The following is an 18,811-nucleotide window of genomic DNA, read 5'->3' as shown; positions in this document are numbered from 1 at the left end:
AATGAGATGAAGATTGTAAAGATGGAGGGATAATAGATGGACCCAAACCGTAAGATAACGCAAAGTCTTCCACAATTTCCGGAATCATTATGGAGAGATACCACGGATTTACCGACTTTCTCAAAGCTGGCTGAAGATATCTCTACAGATGTCGCAGTGGTAGGCGGTGGAATTACAGGCATTACAACAGCCTATCTCCTCAGCAAAGCAGGCTACAAAGTCACGCTCTTGGAAGCAGGGGAAATTCTAAGTGGCACTACGGGTTTTACCAGTGCAAAAATCTCAGCACAGCACGGGCTAATCTATCATCATTTGATAAAACATTTTGGGCAGGAACAAGCCCGGCTCTATTATCGTTCGAACAGCGAGGCTATGAATTGGATCCAGAATACTGCTGAGGAACTTGAAGTATCCTGCGGCATGAAACATGAGGCAGCTTTTCTGTACGCGGATGCTGAAGATCATAAGACGCTTAAACAACTGGAGGAAGAGTATAAAGCCTATGAACAATTGGGTCTGCCCGGAGAGTGGCTAGATAACGTCTCTATCCCTCTGATGGCCAGTGGTGCCATTAAATTACCAGGACAAGCCCGCTTTCACCCGCTGCAATATCTGAAGGGCCTGCTGAAGGTCATTCAGGATAAAGGTGGCGTAATCTATGAGCATACGATGATGGCAGATAAGGTGGAGAAGAACGATAAGCTTACGCTTTTTACTGAAAAGGACGGGTATCGGATCACCTGCCGCTACGCCGTTTCAGCTTCTCATTTCCCCTTCTACGATGGAGGAGCATTATATTTCTCGCGGCTGCATGCTGAACGTTCCTACTGTCTGGCGATCCAGCCTGAAACGGATTTTGAGGGTGGAATGTATCTAAGCGCAAGCGAACCCACCCGTTCTCTGCGTGCAGTAGAGTGGGAAGGCAGGAATCTGGTCATTGTCGGGGGAGACAATCATAAGACAGGCCAAGGCATCTGTACGATAGGACATTATGAGAATTTGGAGCTATTCGCAGGAAATCTGCTCGGCATCAAAACAATCCCTTACCGCTGGGCAGCACAGGATTTAATCACCTTAGACAGAGTGCCCTACATCGGCAAGATTTCGGACAACGCAGAGATTTATATCGCCACAGGTTTTGGAAAATGGGGCATGACAAGCGGTACGCTGGCCGCACAGATCATCTCGGATCAGATTCAGCGCAAAGATAATCCGTATACCGAATTGTACGATCCGTCCCGCTTCAAAGCTGGCACCAGCCTAAAAAACTTCATCGTGCAAAATGCCAATGTGGCAAAAGAGCTCGTGGCGGGCAAAGTGGAAATCGTCCATAAAAAGACAACTGATTTGGAAGCTGACGAAGGAGCCGTTGTGTTCCATGATGGCAAACGTGTAGGAGCTTATAAGGATCCAGAAGGTAAACTTCATCTGGTGGATAGAACCTGCACCCATATGGGCTGTGAATGCGAATGGAACAACGGGGATCGCTCTTGGGATTGCCCTTGCCATGGTTCCCGCTTCTCCTACGATGGCGAGGTTTTAGAGGGCCCAGCTTCGGTACCGCTGACGAAACTCCATGAATAATACTTTTCATGAAAAAGGCGTTCGGTTTCATGAAATTCGCAACCCGTTTTCTTAGGGGCGATTGTAATTGCCCTATAGCATTCAGGTATAATAAGACTTGAATGAAGCAGCTGCTTCAAAAAAGTTTGAAGGAGAGTGACGATAGAGATGGATTTGAGAGGAAAGAGTGTTGTAATTACTGGTGCAGGCAAAGGGATCGGAAAAGCCTTGGCTATGGCACTGGCTAAGGAAGGTGCTAATTTAGGCCTGATCTCCAGAACTTCAGGTGATCTCGAAGCGTTAAAATCAGCCTTAACGGAAGTATATGACGTTAAAGTCAGCATTGCCGTGGCCGATATCGCTGTACGCGAAGAAGCTGAACGTGCTGTTGCTTCCCTGCAAAATGAGCTTGGAGCATTTGATGCATTAATCAACAATGCCGGGATCGCAAAATTCGGCACTTTAGTAGAAATGGACCCTGCAGACTGGGAGCGCCACATCCAAGTTAATCTTTACGGTACTTATTACGTAACTCGTGCTGCACTGCCTGCGATGATTGAGAAAAATGGCGGAAATATCATCAATATTTCATCCACAGCCGGAGAACGCGGCTTCGCGACAGGCTCTGCTTATTGCGCGTCCAAGTTCGCTCTCATGGGCATGACCGAAGCCCTCGCACAAGAAGTGCGCAAACACAATATTCGCGTCGTAGCCTTGACTCCAAGCACGGTCAACACTGGCCTAGCTTCCAATGCTGGACTCAAAATCGGTGATGAAGATCGCATGATGCAACCTGAAGATGTTGCTGAATTGGCACTGACAGCTTTGAAGCTGCCGGATCGCGTCTTCCTAAAAACAGCAGGACTGTGGACCACCAATCCGCAATAAAATCGCGCTGGACGCGTAGGGAGCCGGATGATCTGGGGTGATTGCACTTTGTGCAATAGAATCGCTCTAGACGAGGGCGAAGCCTTGGATGATTGCACTTTTTGCAATAGAATCCCACTAGTCGAGGGTGAAACCTTGGGTGATTGCACTTTGTGCAATCAATTTAGTGGCTCCCCTCCTTTTAGGCGATTTGAGCTTGATTCTACTGTACAGAATGCAACAGACTGCATTATTCAGACAACATTCAGGCTATTCTGTTGCACATTCTGCAATGTACCTTCATTTGTGGGCTATATTAGGTAACCGGGACTGCAATTAGGTGCTAGCTGTAATGGTGGTTTTAAGTAAACACTTTGGAGTTGAGTTGCACTTTGGCCTAGAGTAACGTTACGGTTGAGGTGGCACTTTACTTACAGTAGTTACTTTTACTTGCGGTAGTACTTTTATTTGCGGTAGTACTTTTACTTGCGATAGTACTTTTACTTGCGATAGACACTTTACTTGCAGTAGACACTTGGATTTTTGGCAGGTACCTGAGTTTGCACAATACTTAACGTTTAAATAGATAATAGTTGCACTTTGTACATCTATTCAGCGCAATTAGAGGAGAAATCATACTTTAGTTGCACTCTATACAGTTAAAAGAAGGCTATTCTCGTCGATTCACCAGATTCGCACAAATTAGTTGCAGAGAATACACTTATTCGATCGTTTCTGGTGTGACGGATAATTTAAGTGTACAAAGTGCAATTAAGCGCCCGCGTTCTTGTGTCTTTTGGGGTGGTCTTTTATTTTGTTAGTTGGTTTGTGGTTTGTGTATTGTGTTCTGTGCCTTGTACCTTGTACCTTGCGCCTTGTCCTTGTGTCTTGTGCCTTGTGTCATATACCATTGCTCCGTACTTTCGGGTGTAATGTGCTTTTGAGAATCACGATGTTACCTTGAGGTCTTGATGTTAATTTCCAAGGTTCTCATGTTATATTTTTTCGATTCACAATGGCCTGAGAATATACTAACTTTCTGATCGGAGGTTTATCTATCATGCTGGTAGTAACTAATACTATTAAAGTAAAAGAAGGTCATGGCGAAGCTATTGCTCAACGTTTCGGAGGAAATAATGGTGTACAGGATATGCCTGGGTTTGTACGTATGGAGGTATGGCGCGGAAATGCCAAAGAAGGTATCGAGGAATTAAAAATCTGCACCGTATGGGAGAATGAGGATGCGTTCAAAGGCTGGACCTCCAGCGATTCCTTCCGTCAGTCGCACCGTGGTGCTGGTGGTAATGACGCAATCCTGGGTGCTTCCATCGATAAATATGAGCTAATGATCAGCCGCACGCCTGGTAACTAAGTATTAGGACTAACCAATCGGAGTAGTAGCTAGATTGGACCAGCAGTGTGTACGGGATTGTTGCCCGATAAGTACAGTAACTAATTAACTATTACTGCTAGGTGGGCTAATTATCTTTACCTCTTGGTTAACCAATGCAGCGGGGTAAGTATCTATTACCTCCTGGCTAACCAATGCAGCGCGCTAGTTAACTCTTACCGCCGGGCTAGCCAATACAGCGCGCTAGTTAACTCTTACCGCCGGGCTAGCCAATACAGCGCGCTAATTGTCTTTTAACACTGGGTTAACCGTTACAGCGGGCTAATTAACACAGTTATCGCTTCTAAATGCTAATTGCTACAGTAAAAACTTAGAGTAATTATCGTCCAGCAGACTTATTGATTAGCCTATTAGATACAGTTCAGTTAGTTGGTACAACCAGCACTATTATCCAGCGATGTCCTGGACCTAAGCCTAAAACAAACAGGGATGTCCGGAGCCAATATGGCTCTGGGACATCCCTGTTTGTTGTTTATAAACTCATTATTTACTTACATCTGGCTGAGGAGTCTCCACCTCTTGATGTTTACCCGGCCAGAACGACCAACGACCAAAGAGCGTCGTAATAGCTGGTACAAGGAACGGACGAACCACGAAGGTATCCAACAGAACACCAAGAGCGGTGATGATACCGAACTGCACAAGCACCTGAATCGGCAAGCTTGCCAATACAGCAAATGTACCTGCCAGAATGAGGCCGGCAGAGGTAATTACCGAGCTGGTCTCATTCACACCTTCCGCGATAGCCTGCTTAAGCGGCATGGTTTTACGCTTTTTCCAGATATTCGAGATCATGAAGATGTTGTAGTCTTCTCCAAGTGCCACCAAGAAAACAAAGGAATACAGTGGGATCGCTCCCTGAATGGCATCTGCTCCCATCACATAGTGAATGATAATCCAGCCTAAGCCAAGCGCTGAGAAGAAGGAGAGAATAACGGTGCCGACCAGATAGATGGTGGCCACTATTGAACGCAGATATATCAACAACAGTAAGGTGATCATTCCGATGACCACGGGGATAATCAGATCGGTATCCCGATCTCCAATCTCTTTAGTGTCGTGCTGTGTTGCCGTCTGTCCGCTTACCCACACATGATCCGCAGGGTTCGCAACGTCTACATCGATTAATGCCTGCTCTGCGGTAGCAAGAAGGGTGGGAATATGCCCCATCGCTTCTAGTGAATAAGGATTGCTTTTAAATTCAATATCAAAACCAACAATATCTTTGTTTACTGCCCCCTGCTGCGGATCGGAAACCGTGTCCACATAGGTAAGTCCGCCAAGAATGACCTTTAGATCCTCTCCACTCGCTTTTCCTTGGGTATCAATAATCAGCTTCGCTGGAGCCAATTCTCCGGGAGAGAACTGTTTGCCAATAAGGTCGAACCCTTTGCGGGACTCCATATTTTTAGGAAAAGAGGATAGGATATCATACGTAAATTTGATGCCACTGGAGAATGAAGCCAGAATCCCCAGGCCGATAACGGTCACACCTACGATAGCCCAAGGCCGGGTTACTACCAAGCCGCCAATGCCCTTTTTACGGGAAACCTTGGGTTCAGGAACAGGTTTGCCTTTAGCCTTAGCCCGTTCTACCTCCATTTGCGGTGTGCGCGGAATGAATGGGAAGAACGAGGTCCGTCCGAAGATCGCCAGCAGTGCTGGTACGAGGGTTAGACTGGCAATTCCCATGATGAAGATCGACACGCTAAATGGAATGGCAAAACGATGATAAGCTCCATACTTAGCCAGCAATAATGCGAACAGCGCGAGCACGACGGTGAAGCCGCTCATAGCAATTGCACCTGAAGATTCGGTAATGGAGCGAAGAAGGGCACGACTCTTGCTCTCCTCTACCTTCAACAACTGCCGGAACCGTGAAATCAGGAACAGACAATAGTCCGTACCAGCTCCGAATAACAAAACGGTCATAATCGAGATCGCCTGTGAATCCACTGTGATCCAGCCTTCTTGCGCCATTTTTCCAAGAATCGGGCTAGTTACGCCATAAGCGAACCCAACCGCAATAAGCGGAATAAACGCCAATATCGGCGAACGATAGATCACCAATAAGAACACCAGCACAAGCATAACCGTAGCAATTAACAAGGAAACGTCTGCGTTTTTGAACAGCCCTGTAGCATCTATGGAGATGCCCACTGGACCCGTAACACGTAAACTCAGGTCTTTTCCATCTACCTTAGCAGCAGAGGGGTCTCCGCCCGTCTCCGTGTTTATGATCTTCTTCATTTCTGTCACAGCTTCGCCGAGCTGATCACTATCTGCCGTTTTATCAAAAAGCACTGGGGTTACCAGCGTACTAAGATCCTCAGATAACGAGGCTTGTAATGCTTGTGGCGGCAGTTGTCCTAATGGTGGAACAAAATTCTGATGGGGCAATGGTTGCTGCTCCAACTTCTTGTACACAGCAGTGATATGTACTAAATCATCTTGTGAAAGCCCGCCTTCTCTATGCCATACGAGCAGCGCAGGCACTCCACTTCCACTAGGGAATTCTTGCTCTGCAATAGCTGCTGCCTGTACCGATTGTGAATCATCTGGGAGGTTAGGCGCATTATTAGCAACCTGAGAATTCACTGCAGGCCATAACAGGGTAAGTGCACCTACAAGCACTATCCATACGAGAAGAGTAATCCACTTCGTCTTTTTTCCTGCCACCCATTTTCCGTAGCCTGACATTCCCTTCATCCTCTCCTTTACCTTGCAGCCTTAAAAATGAGCCGCCGGTCATTTTTTATTCTATCATATATATGCTTTAATTTTTAATCAAACTTTTTTTATTTTTCAGAAAAATTAAAGCACCTCATCACATATAAAATACCCCTCTCTTCACATAAAAAATCAGCATCATGTGAAAAGAGGGGTTTATGAGTAATTATACTTTTTTCTTCACTTCAATTTAGCCTACGTCCAAATCCCCTTCAGAGAACTGACTGTTATAGAGATCCGCATAGAATCCGCCTTGTGCCAGCAGTTCTTCGTGGTTGCCTTTCTCGATTACACTACCTTGGTTCATGACAAGGATGAGATCCGCATCACGAATCGTCGAGAGACGGTGGGCAATAACGAAGCTTGTTCTGTTTTGCATCAGCGCATTCATCGCTTTTTGAATCAGCAATTCAGTCCGTGTGTCGACACTGCTCGTTGCTTCATCAAGAATGAGGATCGATGGATCAGCAAGAATAGCGCGAGCAATAGTAATCAACTGCTTCTGTCCTTGTGAAATATTAGAAGCTTCTTCATTTAACACCGTATTGTAGCCAAGCGGAAGTGTGCGGATAAAGTGATCAGCATGCGCAGCCTTGGCCGCCCGCACCACATCAGCTTCTGATGCACCTTCACGACCGTAAGCAATGTTATCACGAATCGTACCGTTGAAGAGCCAGGTATCCTGAAGCACCATACCAAATTTACTGCGTAGGTCACTCCGTTTCATATCGGTAATGTTGACGCCATCAATGATAATTTCCCCGTCGTTAAGCTCGTAGAAGCGCATCAACAGGTTAATCAAAGTGGTTTTACCAGCACCAGTAGGACCGACAATAGCTATAGTCTGACCTGGACTAACCTCAATATTCATGTCCTCAATCAGAATAGCATCCTCTTTATATCCGAATTTCACATGACGGAACTCAACGGAGCCTTCCGGAGCACCTTCATCAAGCTTCACAAGTGTAGTATTAACTTCTTTGACTTCCTCTTCTTCATCCAGAAGTTCAAATACACGTTCTGCGGAAGCAATGGTGGATTGAATAATGTTAGCAATATTAGCCGTTTGTGCAATCGGCTGGGTGAACTGACGTGAATATTGAATGAAGGCTTGGATATCCCCGACATCAATCATTTTTTTAGTAACAAAAATACCACCCACAACACAGATAAGCACATAACCCAAGTTACCGATAAACATCATAAGCGGCATAATCATACCCGACATAAATTGGGAGCGCCAGCCAGAATCATATAGCTTATCGTTTATTTCATCAAAATCTTTAAGCGACTGCGGTTCGCGGCCGAAAGCTTTAATAATCCGGTGCCCTGTATACATTTCCTCTACATGACCATTCAACTGACCAAGCGATTTCTGCTGTCTCACAAAATAAGTCTGCGAACGTTTGGAGATCGCCATAATCACAATAAAGCTGAGTGGCAACGTAGTAATCGTGATTAAAGTCAGCCATGGGCTGATGGTAAGCATCATCACAATAACACCAATAATAGTGACGATTGAGGTAATCAGCTGCGTTAAACTTTGCTGCAACGTGGTACTGATGTTATCCACGTCATTCGTAGCACGGCTGAGAATTTCCCCGTGTGTACGGGAGTCAAAATACTTTAAAGGTAAACGCTCCAGCTTGCTGTTGATCTGCTCACGCATGTCATAAACTACCTTCTGCGCTACTCCAGCCATTACATATTGCTGAATGTAACTAAACAAAGCACTAAGCAGATACAATCCCGCGAGCAGGATCAGAATATCATTAATATATCCAAAATCAATGGAGGCACCCTCTACACCCATCAATTTGCCGTAAGCACCTTCGAACAGTTTGGTTGTAGCTTTACCCATAACCTTCGGACTGAAGATACTGAACACCGTACTGGCAATCGCCATAATTAGTACAATAATCAATTGAACCATACGTGGGCGTAAATATTTGATCAAGCGACGAAGTGTACCTTTAAAATCTTTAGCCTTTTCTGCCGGCATCCTCATTCCAGGACCGCCACCCGGTCCACCCGGACCTTTATGGCCGCGGGGAGCTGCAGGCTTATGTTCTCTGTTTTGTTCGCTCATGCTATTTCCTCCTCTGACAGCTGCGAGGATACGATCTCGCGGTACACATCACTGCTCTCGAGCAGTTCACGGTGAGTGCCCATTCCAGCAATTTCACCCTCATCAATTACAATAATCCGGTCCGCATCCATAACGGTGCTAACCCGCTGAGCTACGATCAATACGGTGGATTCCGTAGTTTCAGCTTTGAGAGCCGCGCGAAGTTTGGCATCTGTCTTGAAATCAAGAGCTGAGAAGCTATCGTCGAACAGATACACCTCAGGTTTTCTCACAAGCGCCCGAGCAATGGACAACCGCTGTTTCTGACCACCAGAGACGTTATTCCCGCCCTGGGCAATTTCCGAGTCAAACCCATCCTTCATCGCGGATACGAAATCGTAGGCTTGAGCCACCTTGGATGCATGAATGATTTCTTCATCCGTAGCATCCTCTTTACCGTAGCGGATGTTCTCATTAATCGTACCCGAGAACAATACTGCTTTTTGAGGGATGTAACCGATTTTGCTCCGCAGCTCTTCCTGTGTCATCTCACGCACATCCACTCCGTCTACGCGTACAGCACCTTCATTAACATCATAGAACCTTGGAATCAGGCTAAGTAGCGTAGATTTACCCGATCCGGTACCCCCGATAATTGCGGTAACTTCACCCGGACGAGCACTAAAGCTAATTTTGGAAAGTGCAGGCTGTTCTGCCCCTGGATAGGAAAAAGATACATTCTCAAACTCAACAAAACCACGTAAAGAATCGCGCCCGTCTTTTTTAGTAGCTTGAGCTGTTGTATGCAGTTCACTCTCAGTAGGATCTGTAAATTCAGGCTGCATATCCAGTACCTCATTGATACGCACGGCTGAAGCTGAAGCACGCGGAATTAAAACGAACATCATCGATACCATAATCAGAGAAAACATAATTTGCATCGCATATTGGATAAATGCCATCAGGGACCCAACTTGCAGATCGCCGTCACCAATTCGAATTCCACCAAAATAAAGAATAGCAATCATAGAAAAGTTCATTACAATCATCATCAGCGGCATCAGGCCGGCCATGATTTTGTTGACCTTGATAGCTGTATCCGTAAGATCACGGTTAGCTTCGGTGAAGCGTCTATTCTCATGATCAATCCGGTTAAAAGAACGAATAACACGAATACCTGTCAGATGCTCACGCAGCACCAGGTTTAATTTATCAAGCTTAATCTGAATGGCTTTAAACAGTGGCAGACCCTTCATCCCAATAAAGAAGATCGCCCCAACAAGTACAGGAATAACGACTACAAAAATCAATGATAATTTAGCATCTTCAGATACTGCCATGATGATACCACCAATCATCATCATCGGTGCCCCGATCATCATGCGCAACATCATAGTAAGTACGGTTTGAACTTGTGTAATATCATTTGTTGTACGTGTAATCAAAGACGCTGTACCTAACTTATCGAATTCATGCAGAGTGAAATTCTCTACATGATTAAAGACTCGAGCACGCGTGATTTTACCAAACCCAGCCGCCACCTTTGCCGATAAGTAACTGGCAATTACCGAACATAAAGCACCGCCACCTGCAACCATGAGCATGAAACTACCTATTTTCCAAATATAAGCGCGATCTCCTTGAACGATCCCTTTGTCGACGATGTCAGACATCAGAGTAGGAAGGTATAAATCACCCATGGACTGCAAAAATACAAGGATTAATACAGCACCAATAGCTACCCTAAAAGGCTTCAGTTGTTTAAATAATTTAATCAAGCTTCTCATCTCCGTTCATTTGTAGCCTATCCCAATCAGGTGGTGGATTATCCTCAACGTATTCATGTACTTTAAGCAATAGCTCTGTGAGCTGTTTAGTGTCTTTTTCGCCTAAGTGTTGTACAAGCTTATCAAGCATCACATCACGATAATGTTCCGCTTTTCGTGTGAGTTCTTTTCCACGTTCCGTCAATTTTACGCGTACAACTCTTCGGTCCGAAGGATCCGCGTGTCTTTCCACCATCTGTTTCGCTTCAAGACTGTTAATCAGCTGCGTGATGGTAGGAGGAGTGAATCCAAGTAGTCGGCTGATTTCAGACACTTTAAGACCCTCTTCATCAGAATGATTCCATTTTTCAATGCATATCATTAAAGTCATCTCACTTGGCTTGTGGCCCTCAACGCCCTTTTGCCATTGAGCTTTATGCAGGCGTTTCATCGCCGCAAAAAGCCCGTGTGCGACTGAATTTTCAGTATTTTCTGTATTTCCTCCGTTTATCCCAATTTCCTTCACCTCTATTTTAGTTAGGTCAACTAATTATTAAACACTATATTATTTAGGCTACCTAATTATATTTTCGCCGGATTGCTTTGTCAAATTATGAATACGCTATCAATTATTACGAAAAAGAAAACTCCCCAGCACGAGTGCAAGGGAGTAGTTATCGGTTTATGTATTGCTCTGTATTTTAAGGATTGAATAGATGTTTTCATCCCTTAGAACCAAGCTCCGTGCTCATAGGTTGTAATGCCTCCATTACTTCCAGAGCCCACAGGTCCAATGATAATGAAGCTAAACAATGCTAACACGCTTACCATCATCAACAGTGATTTTTTCATTTTTTCTCACCCCCTTTACTAGTTCTCTATATTTATCCTGTTGAGAAGCAGTAGCGTAATCCCTGCTCGTCTCAAATAAAGTTATACAATTAATGAAATCTTTTCCGTTGTTTTGCTTTATAGATAACTCCAAAGATTTCAGAAGATAATCTACACCTGTGCTATAACATTGCTTATTTATTTCATAGATTGCTACTTGATAGTACAAACGAAATACACGATCTACATTATTAGGCTCCTGGAACCCTTCAAACCTCAACATTTCTCGTGAGAATCGTGTAAGTACACTGTCAGCAGAGAACCCGTAACGATTAGCAGCATCCATAATAGTTATAAGTCCAGCTAAGATTTCACCTGGGTGATCTGCTAAAAAGGCCGCGTAGGAAGATAGAACATCCACATTACCCATCAACAACTCAATTGTGAAACCATTGCCCATTGCGAATAACCGAAATTGTTCTACCGCCTGACGACCTTCTTCATTCATCATTTCAAACCAGCCAAGATCTGCGTAGCCTGCAGTATACTTTTTAGCTTCTTCATATTTACCTTGCTTGGTCAGCGAAATTGCTTTAAGCAAATACCCATGACCGTAATAAACCACTAGTGGACGTTCCGTATGAAGAACTTCCTTACGTTTATCCACATTACTTCGCAGTTGCTCGCGGTAAACAGCATTAGCCAGCGTTCTTAGCTCATCAGCGAACGACTCCATTTTATTCCAACGACGAAGATCGAAACATAACTGTGTCAAAGTTAAGAGACCATCCAATTGCATATTTTCTGGTAGACGATTCCTGAAAGGTTCAAAAGTAATAACTGCATGCAACTTCTCGTCTGAATCGACGATGGATAAAATTGCTCTAAAAATACGATAATGACTTATTGCGAGCCGCTCCGAGTAACTGTCGGACTCATTCTCAGCTACAATTTTATAAAAAAATATCGATTCATCTATTTTACCTTTTTTAAACAATTTATCAGCTACCGAATAAACGATATCCAGAGACTTCGGATATTCCAGTAATCTGCTTAAAGTGTCCTCAATACAAGGCTGTTTGCCCAATTCAGCACAACGAATCAAAAAAGGCTCCACTCTACGGCGTGAGACCTTCTCATCATTGAAGCATTCATCAACATATAGAGGATATAACCAACCTTCTGGAAAACCAAAGGCTTTTATAATTGCATCTACTTGTCCCAAGGACATAGGCTTCGGCGGATTTCCATGCAGAATTGCACTGAGGCTGCCTCGATTCAGGCCACAAATTTTTGAAAATGAGGCGAGATTATGGCCGGAGCGGGACAAATTTTTCTCAATTTCTGAGCGTATAGTTGTTAACTTTCCCTCCACTCGGCACCCCCAAAGTTTGACTTGAAAAGATTCTATTAATTGACATTATAGGTGAAAGTTATGGATTGTACAACAAATAGATTGTACGACAAATAGAGGAGCCTAATACGCTCCTCTAGATCAGTAACATCTTCATAGTATTATAATTCTATGTTGTTGGTAGTTTAGCTAACAGTGATGGCGGTTTTGGAACTTCTACTATAGGATGTAATGCCGGCTTTCCGGTTGCGCAAATTTTCCATCATCTTATTTTGTGCCAGCAAAATATAGCTGTCTAATCGCTCACTGAGCTCTAAAACAGCACGGTCACTAAGACTCCGTTGCTCTGCAACCTCCAGCAATTCACATCTAAGACTTTCTATAGTTACAAGTAGCTCATCTTCTTTATAATCTTTTCTATGATTATTCTTGGAGGAATTTGGATTTTGTGTCACATCTCTCTCCTTCTCTCTATCAACATCTTCTCCTATCATAAGTCATGATACCAAAAAACATATTTTCAAAAAAAAGAAAAATTGTAGAGCTTCTAACAAAAACGGAATTACTATTTATTCAGAGTCCTCCGCATGCTGGTCAGGGAGCTCATTGGGATACTGTTCTCGCAAAAGTCCCTTTGCAAAAGAAATCCATTCGCGTGCCGCAAAAGATAAATAACGGTCTCTACGCCACGCCATAGCAAGCTGCCACGGAATTACCGGATCCGTCAAAGGCACAACAACTAACCGTGATCGATCCATATCCCGGCATATGGTCTCTGGCAGCAATGCGATTCCCATACCGGCAGCCACCATGCGGCTAATTAAGTCCCATTGGGAGCTCTCATAGATTACCTTAGGCTGAAATCCCGCCTTCACACATTCCGTAATAATCCGATCATGCAGCGTAAAATCCTCCCGGAACAGCACAAACTCCTCTTCGGCCAATTCACTTAACGGAACAAAGTCTGCACCGGCCAGCCGATGTCCTACAGGTAAAATAAGATTCAGCTTCTCTTCAACAAAAGTGAAACAATGAAGTTTGGCTGTATTTACAGGCAGCACAACCATTCCGATGTCCAGCAAGCCCGTTTCTACATCTTCTTCCACTTTTTTCGCGCCATCCTCATGCAGACGAATAGTAACCTGCGGATAACGTTTATGAAATTGACCAATCACCGAAGGAAAAAAGCTCGCCCCTACCATTGGAGGCAGACCGATGCGGATGTGGCCCTGCTCCAAATTTCGTAAGCTATCCAGCTCAGAAGACAAGCTGGCGAACGACTCCACGATATTTTGCGCTTTGGTGAACAGAATTTCCCCCGCATCTGTAAGCCGGACACTTTTCCCTTCACGGTAAAACAAATCCGCCTCCAGCTCGATCTCCATATTCCGGATCATTTTACTGATCGTTGGCTGAGAAATATATAAGGATTCGGCAGCCCGAGTAAAGCTTTTCATTCGTGCTGCTTGGACGAAATATTCTAATTGTCGGATATCCATCTTCCAACCTCCGATACATAGACAAAAGGAATGTCATTTATTCAATCTATTCATTTTACCTATGAAAACAATTGATGTAAACTTTCATTATCATGAAAGGAGCGAAGCCTTATGAAAAAGATTGTTATAGGCTTGCTGCAGGTAGCGGGACTTACCCTATTCTCATTACTAATCAATGCTGTAACCCCATTATTGCATATCCCTATTCCCGGAAGCATACTCGGAATGATTATATTGTTTCTTTTGCTTGAGTTTGGTGTCATTCATCTGAATTGGGTTGAAGTTGGTGCTTCTTGGCTACTGGCTGAGCTCCTGCTGTTCTTTATTCCATCTGCTATTGGCGTAATGAAATACGCGAATATTCTGGAAACTGATGGTTTACGAATCCTCGCGGTGGTCATTTTGGGTACGATTGTTGTAATGGCCAGTTCCGGATTACTTACCAGTAGAATTTACAAAGCAAAGGAGCGGAAAGGATCATGTTAAACGCTCTGTTATTCTTCGGTCTTACGGTTGCTGTGTATCTACTGGCGAAACGCATTTATGCTTCTAGTGGCAAAGTGTACACCTCTCCATTGATCATTACACCAGTGCTTATGATTATCTTCTTACTCATCACAGGCATTACTTATGATTCTTACAATGCGGGAGGCAAATGGCTGACGGATTTGCTGCAACCGGCAACTATGGCCTTTGCAATCCCTTTGCATAAAAACTTCAAGGTGCTCAAAAAGCACGCCGCCGAAATTGCGGCAGGCGTGCTGTCAGGGACGATAACAGCGGTGATCTCTTCTATTCTGCTCGCCAAATGGCTGCATGTCAGCGGCGATCTGGCAGCCAGTCTGGTTCCACGTTCGGTGACTACGCCGATCGCTATGAGCATCTCGCAAAGTATCGGCGGTGTACCGAGTATTACTGCAGTCTTCGTCATCATTACCGGGATACTCGGTACAATGATGGGCCCTACAGTGCTCCGCATCTTCCGCATTGACAATGAAATCGCGCGTGGTGTATCGCTGGGAACCGCTGCGCATGGTACAGGAACATCCAAGGCCTTCGAGCTTAGTTCACTGACCGGAACCATCTCCAGTATTGCGATGATTCTGTCCGCGCTGTTATCCATAGGTGTGGCGCCAGCTTTACTCGCGGTATTCCTCCACTAGGCTAACCCAGCTTGAGCCAAGGACATGTCTCTTTAGCACATCTAAGGCGACATGTCCTTTTTTTAAGAGATCTAAACCTAGAATTTAACCGGAAGTCCACTTTGTGCTGAATCGTAAGCCGCGCAGGTTACTTTAAGCGTCTTGAATCCATCCTCATAGTCACTGAGAATACGTGAACGATCACCTGTCCGTACAGCATGCAGAAAAGCTTCACTTTCCACTAAATATGGATTTCCTGTGTTTTCAAATTCGGTGCTATTGCCACTTCGCACTTCCAAGAGACGATCCGGGTTCCAATCCAGCAATCCCCGATCATTATAGAAACTAAGTCCTACACTTCCCACCGGATCAGGCAGTACACATGTATTTGAAATATTAGCTATGATTCCATTCTCAAGCTTCAGAGATACGGTACCTACATCGGCTACGCTCACACCTTCATGCTGCTCATGCATAATTCGGTTTCCGAACATGCCGTATACTTCTTTTACCTCTCCTGCCAGATAACGCACTAAATCGACGATATGAGTAGTCTGCTCGGTGAACTGTCCTCCGGATTGCTCCTGATCACGCCACCAAGCTACGCCCGGCATGCCGCCCATCCACTGGCCCATAACCATACCGATCTTATCACCACGTAGTGTTTCCTTGAGCCGTCTGACATTCTCTTGATAACGGAAATGGTAACCTACCGAGGTCAATAAATTATGTTCTTTAATATCTTGCAGCAAGCTCGCAGGAATTTCAGTAGTCATACTAAGCGGCTTCTCTATAAAAAAAGGAATATCCCTCTTGATTAATGAACGTTCAATCGCACCATGAGATTGTGGAGGCACACAGATATAAACAGCATCAAGCGTCTCTGCATCCAACATCTCTGTAATATCACCATATCCAGCAGCTCCGTATGGACGTGCCATATCTTCGCCTTTGGCTTTACTGCTTCCACAGACTGCCTGCAACTGGACATCATCCATCCCTGCCAGCAAATCAGCATGTACCTTAGAGAACCAACCCGTACCCACAATACCCACTTTTAATGTCATATTATTTCCCCCTGCCGATTGATTATGAATACCCTTTCGTAGATTATAACCTCTTACGAGCGGATAAGATAATCTCTCCATTCTTCGGGGAGCAAATGCATATATGGACTCTGCAAAAAACGGTCATCAGCCAACACGATAATGCCCGTATCCGTCTCGCTGCGAATCAACCGGCCTCCGGCTTGCAGTACCTTGCACATTCCCGGATAGACATAGGCATAATCAAAGCCATTTTTTCCTCTGGCATTAAAATATTGACGCAGCAGATTGCGTTCAAGACCAAGCTGTGGCAGGCCAACGCCAACAACCATAACCCCATTGAGGCGATCCCCTGGCAGATCCACACCTTCTGAAAAAATTCCTCCAAGTACAGCAAATCCCAATAACGTCTCGTCATTGTCTGGACTAAATGCAGCTAAAAAACTTTCTCTAGCTTGCTCACTCATGCCCGTATCCTGCATCAATGTCCGGATTTCAGGGTAATTCTCCGTAAAGGCCTGATATACGTTTTGTAAATAGAGGTACGAAGGAAAAAACACCAGATAATTGCCCTTCTTGGAGACCATTTGGCTTAGTGCTTTAGTCAACGGAACTAGGGAAGCTTCCCGGTCATGATAACGTGTGGAGACAGGTAAGACGGTTACTTCCCACTGCTCCTTCTGAAAAGGAGAAGAAACAGTTAAACTGTAATCTTCCTCCACCGCACCAATCATATCCCGGTAGTAAGATAATGGAGAAAGTGTAGCTGAGAACAGGATCTGACTACGAAAGCTCTTGGACATCTGCCGAAGCAGATGCGAGGGATCCAAATTGAATAACTTGAGATAGACATCCCCTCTACGAACCTCAGCATAGGTAATGTAGCGTTCATCATAGGTCTTAAAGGTGCGGAGCATTCCCTGAACTGCAAAATATGTATCCAAGAGGACATTTTCCCCTTCATCTTCTCCATTCAGAGAGACAATGCTGGAGCTGGGGTGAATAAGTTCCTGTTCCGCCTCCAAAGAAAATATCTCAAGCAAAGCTGGCAGCTCCTCCGGGAACGAGTCCCACTGCCCTTGCCCCTCTTCATTGCAAATTTTGCGAAGGGAGATGAAAAAAGCATTCACCGATTTAGCGGCTTTACTCAAACTCCGGTTCATTTCTTTATATTGGCGCTGGATCTCCAGGAAAGGGGCTTTCAGCAAAGAGGCGGAGAACATTTCCCGTCCCCGGTCTACCAGATTGTGTGCTTCATCTACTAGAAGTACCGTTTCTCTCTTTCTTTCCTCTGTTAGCCGTTTCAGACTGATGCGAGGATCATATATATAATTGTAATCGCAGATCACAGCATCACAGGCATAGGCCGCATCCAATGAGAACTCAAATGGGCACACTTTGTGTTTGTGAGCATACAGTGCAATGGTGTCTCTGCTCATGAGCGTCTCGTGCTCTAACAGATCCATCAACGCCTCGTTGATCCGGTCATAATAACCATCCGTATAAGGACAGGAATCCTTACCGCAAACCCCCTCTTCGCGAAAACAGGCCTTCTCTTTAGCGGTAATAGTGATGACATGCAGCTGAAGTCCCTGCGTTAGCAACAGCGAGATGGCTTCCTGCGCGGCAAAACGGGTAACCGTCTTTGCCGTTAAATAGAACAATCCCTTAGCTTGTCCTTCGCCCATCGCTTTAAGGACAGGAAACAACGTCGACATTGTTTTCCCAATACCTGTGGGTGCTTGAGCGAACAGACTGACCTTTTCCACGACGGACTTATATACGGCTCCTGCAAAATGACGTTGTCCCTTTCGATAAGAGGAGAACGGAAAGCTCAACTCCCGAAGACTCTGCTCCTTCTTAGCCTCATGATGAACCATCATCTCGGCGTACGGAGCATATCTAGCTACTGTGTCATTCACAAATGAAATCAGCTCTTCAAAAGACAACGTTCGGTACAAGCTTTTTTGCTCATCAGTGGCCCGGTGGACATAGGTAAGCTTAACCTGAATAGAAGAAAGCTCTTGCTCCAGAGCTATCATATATGCGTACATCAGCGCCTGTGCCCAGTGAACCTCATGTCCCTCATCCAGTAAATCCAGCAGTCCGGAGGTTGACTTGATTTCTTCGACCGTAAAGCTCCCATCCTCCGAGACAAGCAATCCATCACATCGCCCATCTACAACATAAAGCAGGTTTCCATAAGAAATTTCCGTTTTCAAATAAACCTCTTTGCGGTCACCTTCCTTATATTGCTTTTGGATTTTCTGATGAATTCTTGTGCCTTCGACCATAGCGCCCGTTCCATGAAAGCCAGGCTCAATGCTTCCGCTGCGAAAAACATATTCAACGAGAGTTCTAACTGATAAAGCTACTGTAGAGCCCATCCGGCATCACATCCTTTAATTTTCCATATATTCTTTTTGCTCCCAATCGCCATTTTAGTCCTGAATTCGTTGTATAACCCTGCATGAGAGCAGGAGCGTCAGCTTCAACCCTATGTGTTTAACTTTACGCACTCCGCTAAGCTTATA

The 18,811-nt window shown here is 44.8% G+C and carries 14 protein-coding genes; 5 read left to right on the top strand and 9 right to left on the bottom strand.

The genetic code is table 11. The features are described 5' to 3' along the window. Positions 1 to 36: 36 nt before the first annotated feature. The 3 genes from MKY63_RS12130 to MKY63_RS12120 all read left to right on the top strand — a co-directional run bounded on the left by MKY63_RS12130 (position 37) and on the right by MKY63_RS12120 (position 3,802). A complete protein-coding gene (locus MKY63_RS12130; protein WP_339813000.1) occupies positions 37 to 1,584 on the top strand; it encodes an FAD-dependent oxidoreductase in 1,548 nt (515 codons plus the stop codon). A gap of 147 nt (positions 1,585 to 1,731) precedes the next feature. Further along, the gene (locus tag MKY63_RS12125) at positions 1,732 to 2,451 is read left to right on the top strand and encodes a 3-ketoacyl-ACP reductase (protein WP_036681981.1); all 720 of its coding nucleotides are present in this window, start codon (positions 1,732 to 1,734) and stop codon (positions 2,449 to 2,451) included. A 1,039-nt stretch (positions 2,452 to 3,490) separates the two neighbouring features. Then, on the top strand, positions 3,491 to 3,802 hold the full coding sequence (locus MKY63_RS12120) for an antibiotic biosynthesis monooxygenase (protein ID WP_038573690.1): 312 nt from the start codon (positions 3,491 to 3,493) through the stop codon (positions 3,800 to 3,802). A 522-nt stretch (positions 3,803 to 4,324) separates the two neighbouring features. Here MKY63_RS12120 and MKY63_RS12115 read toward each other — a convergent pair. The 7 genes from MKY63_RS12115 to MKY63_RS12085 form a co-directional block, all read right to left on the bottom strand. Then, complete coding sequence (locus MKY63_RS12115) at positions 4,325 to 6,550, bottom strand: MMPL family transporter (RefSeq protein ID WP_076099695.1); 2,226 nt, start codon at positions 6,548 to 6,550, stop codon at positions 4,325 to 4,327. 211 nt (positions 6,551 to 6,761) lie between these two features. Further along, complete coding sequence (locus MKY63_RS12110; protein WP_076099696.1) at positions 6,762 to 8,660, bottom strand: ABC transporter ATP-binding protein; 1,899 nt, start codon at positions 8,658 to 8,660, stop codon at positions 6,762 to 6,764. Then, positions 8,657 to 10,417: an ABC transporter ATP-binding protein gene (locus MKY63_RS12105; protein ID WP_036681991.1), complete on the bottom strand. Its 1,761-nt coding sequence runs from the start codon at positions 10,415 to 10,417 to the stop codon at positions 8,657 to 8,659. The genes MKY63_RS12110 and MKY63_RS12105 overlap by 4 nt, the downstream gene beginning before the upstream one ends. Beyond that, a complete protein-coding gene (locus tag MKY63_RS12100) occupies positions 10,410 to 10,787 on the bottom strand; it encodes a MarR family transcriptional regulator (RefSeq protein WP_162164270.1) in 378 nt (125 codons plus the stop codon). Before MKY63_RS12100 ends, MKY63_RS12105 begins: the two co-directional genes overlap by 8 nt. A 423-nt stretch (positions 10,788 to 11,210) precedes the next feature. Continuing rightward, positions 11,211 to 12,611: a DNA-binding protein gene (locus tag MKY63_RS12095; protein WP_076099697.1), complete on the bottom strand. Its 1,401-nt coding sequence runs from the start codon at positions 12,609 to 12,611 to the stop codon at positions 11,211 to 11,213. A gap of 164 nt (positions 12,612 to 12,775) precedes the next feature. Next, on the bottom strand, positions 12,776 to 13,045 hold the full coding sequence (locus tag MKY63_RS12090; protein WP_076099698.1) for an aspartyl-phosphate phosphatase Spo0E family protein: 270 nt from the start codon (positions 13,043 to 13,045) through the stop codon (positions 12,776 to 12,778). A gap of 114 nt (positions 13,046 to 13,159) precedes the next feature. Continuing rightward, positions 13,160 to 14,089 (bottom strand): LysR family transcriptional regulator, encoded by a 930-nt coding sequence (locus MKY63_RS12085; protein ID WP_036682015.1) that lies wholly within the window; start codon positions 14,087 to 14,089, stop codon positions 13,160 to 13,162. Positions 14,090 to 14,200: 111 nt separating this feature from the next. On the opposite strand from MKY63_RS12085, the gene MKY63_RS12080 reads away from it, so the two are divergent. Both MKY63_RS12080 and MKY63_RS12075 read left to right on the top strand, forming a co-directional pair. Beyond that, positions 14,201 to 14,575 carry a CidA/LrgA family holin-like protein gene (locus MKY63_RS12080; protein WP_036682017.1) on the top strand — a complete coding sequence of 125 codons (375 nt, stop codon included), beginning with the start codon at positions 14,201 to 14,203 and terminating at the stop codon, positions 14,573 to 14,575. Next, positions 14,569 to 15,252 (top strand): CidB/LrgB family autolysis modulator, encoded by a 684-nt coding sequence (locus tag MKY63_RS12075; protein ID WP_036682019.1) that lies wholly within the window; start codon positions 14,569 to 14,571, stop codon positions 15,250 to 15,252. Before MKY63_RS12080 ends, MKY63_RS12075 begins: the two co-directional genes overlap by 7 nt. Before the next feature lie 77 nt (positions 15,253 to 15,329). Here MKY63_RS12075 and MKY63_RS12070 read toward each other — a convergent pair whose 3' ends face one another. Both MKY63_RS12070 and MKY63_RS12065 read right to left on the bottom strand, forming a co-directional pair. After that, complete coding sequence (locus MKY63_RS12070) at positions 15,330 to 16,298, bottom strand: Gfo/Idh/MocA family oxidoreductase (protein WP_038573694.1); 969 nt, start codon at positions 16,296 to 16,298, stop codon at positions 15,330 to 15,332. Between the two features lie 53 nt (positions 16,299 to 16,351). Next, positions 16,352 to 18,664, bottom strand: coding sequence for a helicase C-terminal domain-containing protein (locus MKY63_RS12065; protein ID WP_076099699.1), 2,313 nt, complete (start codon positions 18,662 to 18,664; stop codon positions 16,352 to 16,354). Positions 18,665 to 18,811: the final 147 nt, after the last annotated feature.

Source organism: Paenibacillus sp. FSL R7-0189 (assembly GCF_037969925.1).
Taxonomy (GTDB): Bacteria; Bacillota; Bacilli; order Paenibacillales; family Paenibacillaceae; genus Paenibacillus_AQ; species Paenibacillus_AQ odorifer.
This window is presented reverse-complemented; position numbering and strand designations above follow the sequence as displayed.

Excerpts from the sequence above, each read along its gene's own strand:
- MKY63_RS12130 (WP_339813000.1), top strand. The coding sequence starts at position 37 with ATGGACCCAAACCGTAAGATAACGCAAAGTCTTCCACAATTTCCGGAA.
- MKY63_RS12125 (WP_036681981.1), top strand. The coding sequence starts at position 1,732 with ATGGATTTGAGAGGAAAGAGTGTTGTAATTACTGGTGCAGGCAAAGGG.
- MKY63_RS12120 (WP_038573690.1), top strand. The coding sequence starts at position 3,491 with ATGCTGGTAGTAACTAATACTATTAAAGTAAAAGAAGGTCATGGCGAA.
- MKY63_RS12115 (WP_076099695.1), bottom strand. The coding sequence starts at position 6,550 with ATGAAGGGAATGTCAGGCTACGGAAAATGGGTGGCAGGAAAAAAGACG.
- MKY63_RS12110 (WP_076099696.1), bottom strand. The coding sequence starts at position 8,660 with ATGAGCGAACAAAACAGAGAACATAAGCCTGCAGCTCCCCGCGGCCAT.
- MKY63_RS12100 (WP_162164270.1), bottom strand. The coding sequence starts at position 10,787 with ATGATATGCATTGAAAAATGGAATCATTCTGATGAAGAGGGTCTTAAA.
- MKY63_RS12085 (WP_036682015.1), bottom strand. The coding sequence starts at position 14,089 with ATGGATATCCGACAATTAGAATATTTCGTCCAAGCAGCACGAATGAAA.
- MKY63_RS12080 (WP_036682017.1), top strand. The coding sequence starts at position 14,201 with ATGAAAAAGATTGTTATAGGCTTGCTGCAGGTAGCGGGACTTACCCTA.
- MKY63_RS12075 (WP_036682019.1), top strand. The coding sequence starts at position 14,569 with ATGTTAAACGCTCTGTTATTCTTCGGTCTTACGGTTGCTGTGTATCTA.
- MKY63_RS12070 (WP_038573694.1), bottom strand. The coding sequence starts at position 16,298 with ATGACATTAAAAGTGGGTATTGTGGGTACGGGTTGGTTCTCTAAGGTA.
- MKY63_RS12065 (WP_076099699.1), bottom strand. The coding sequence starts at position 18,664 with ATGGGCTCTACAGTAGCTTTATCAGTTAGAACTCTCGTTGAATATGTT.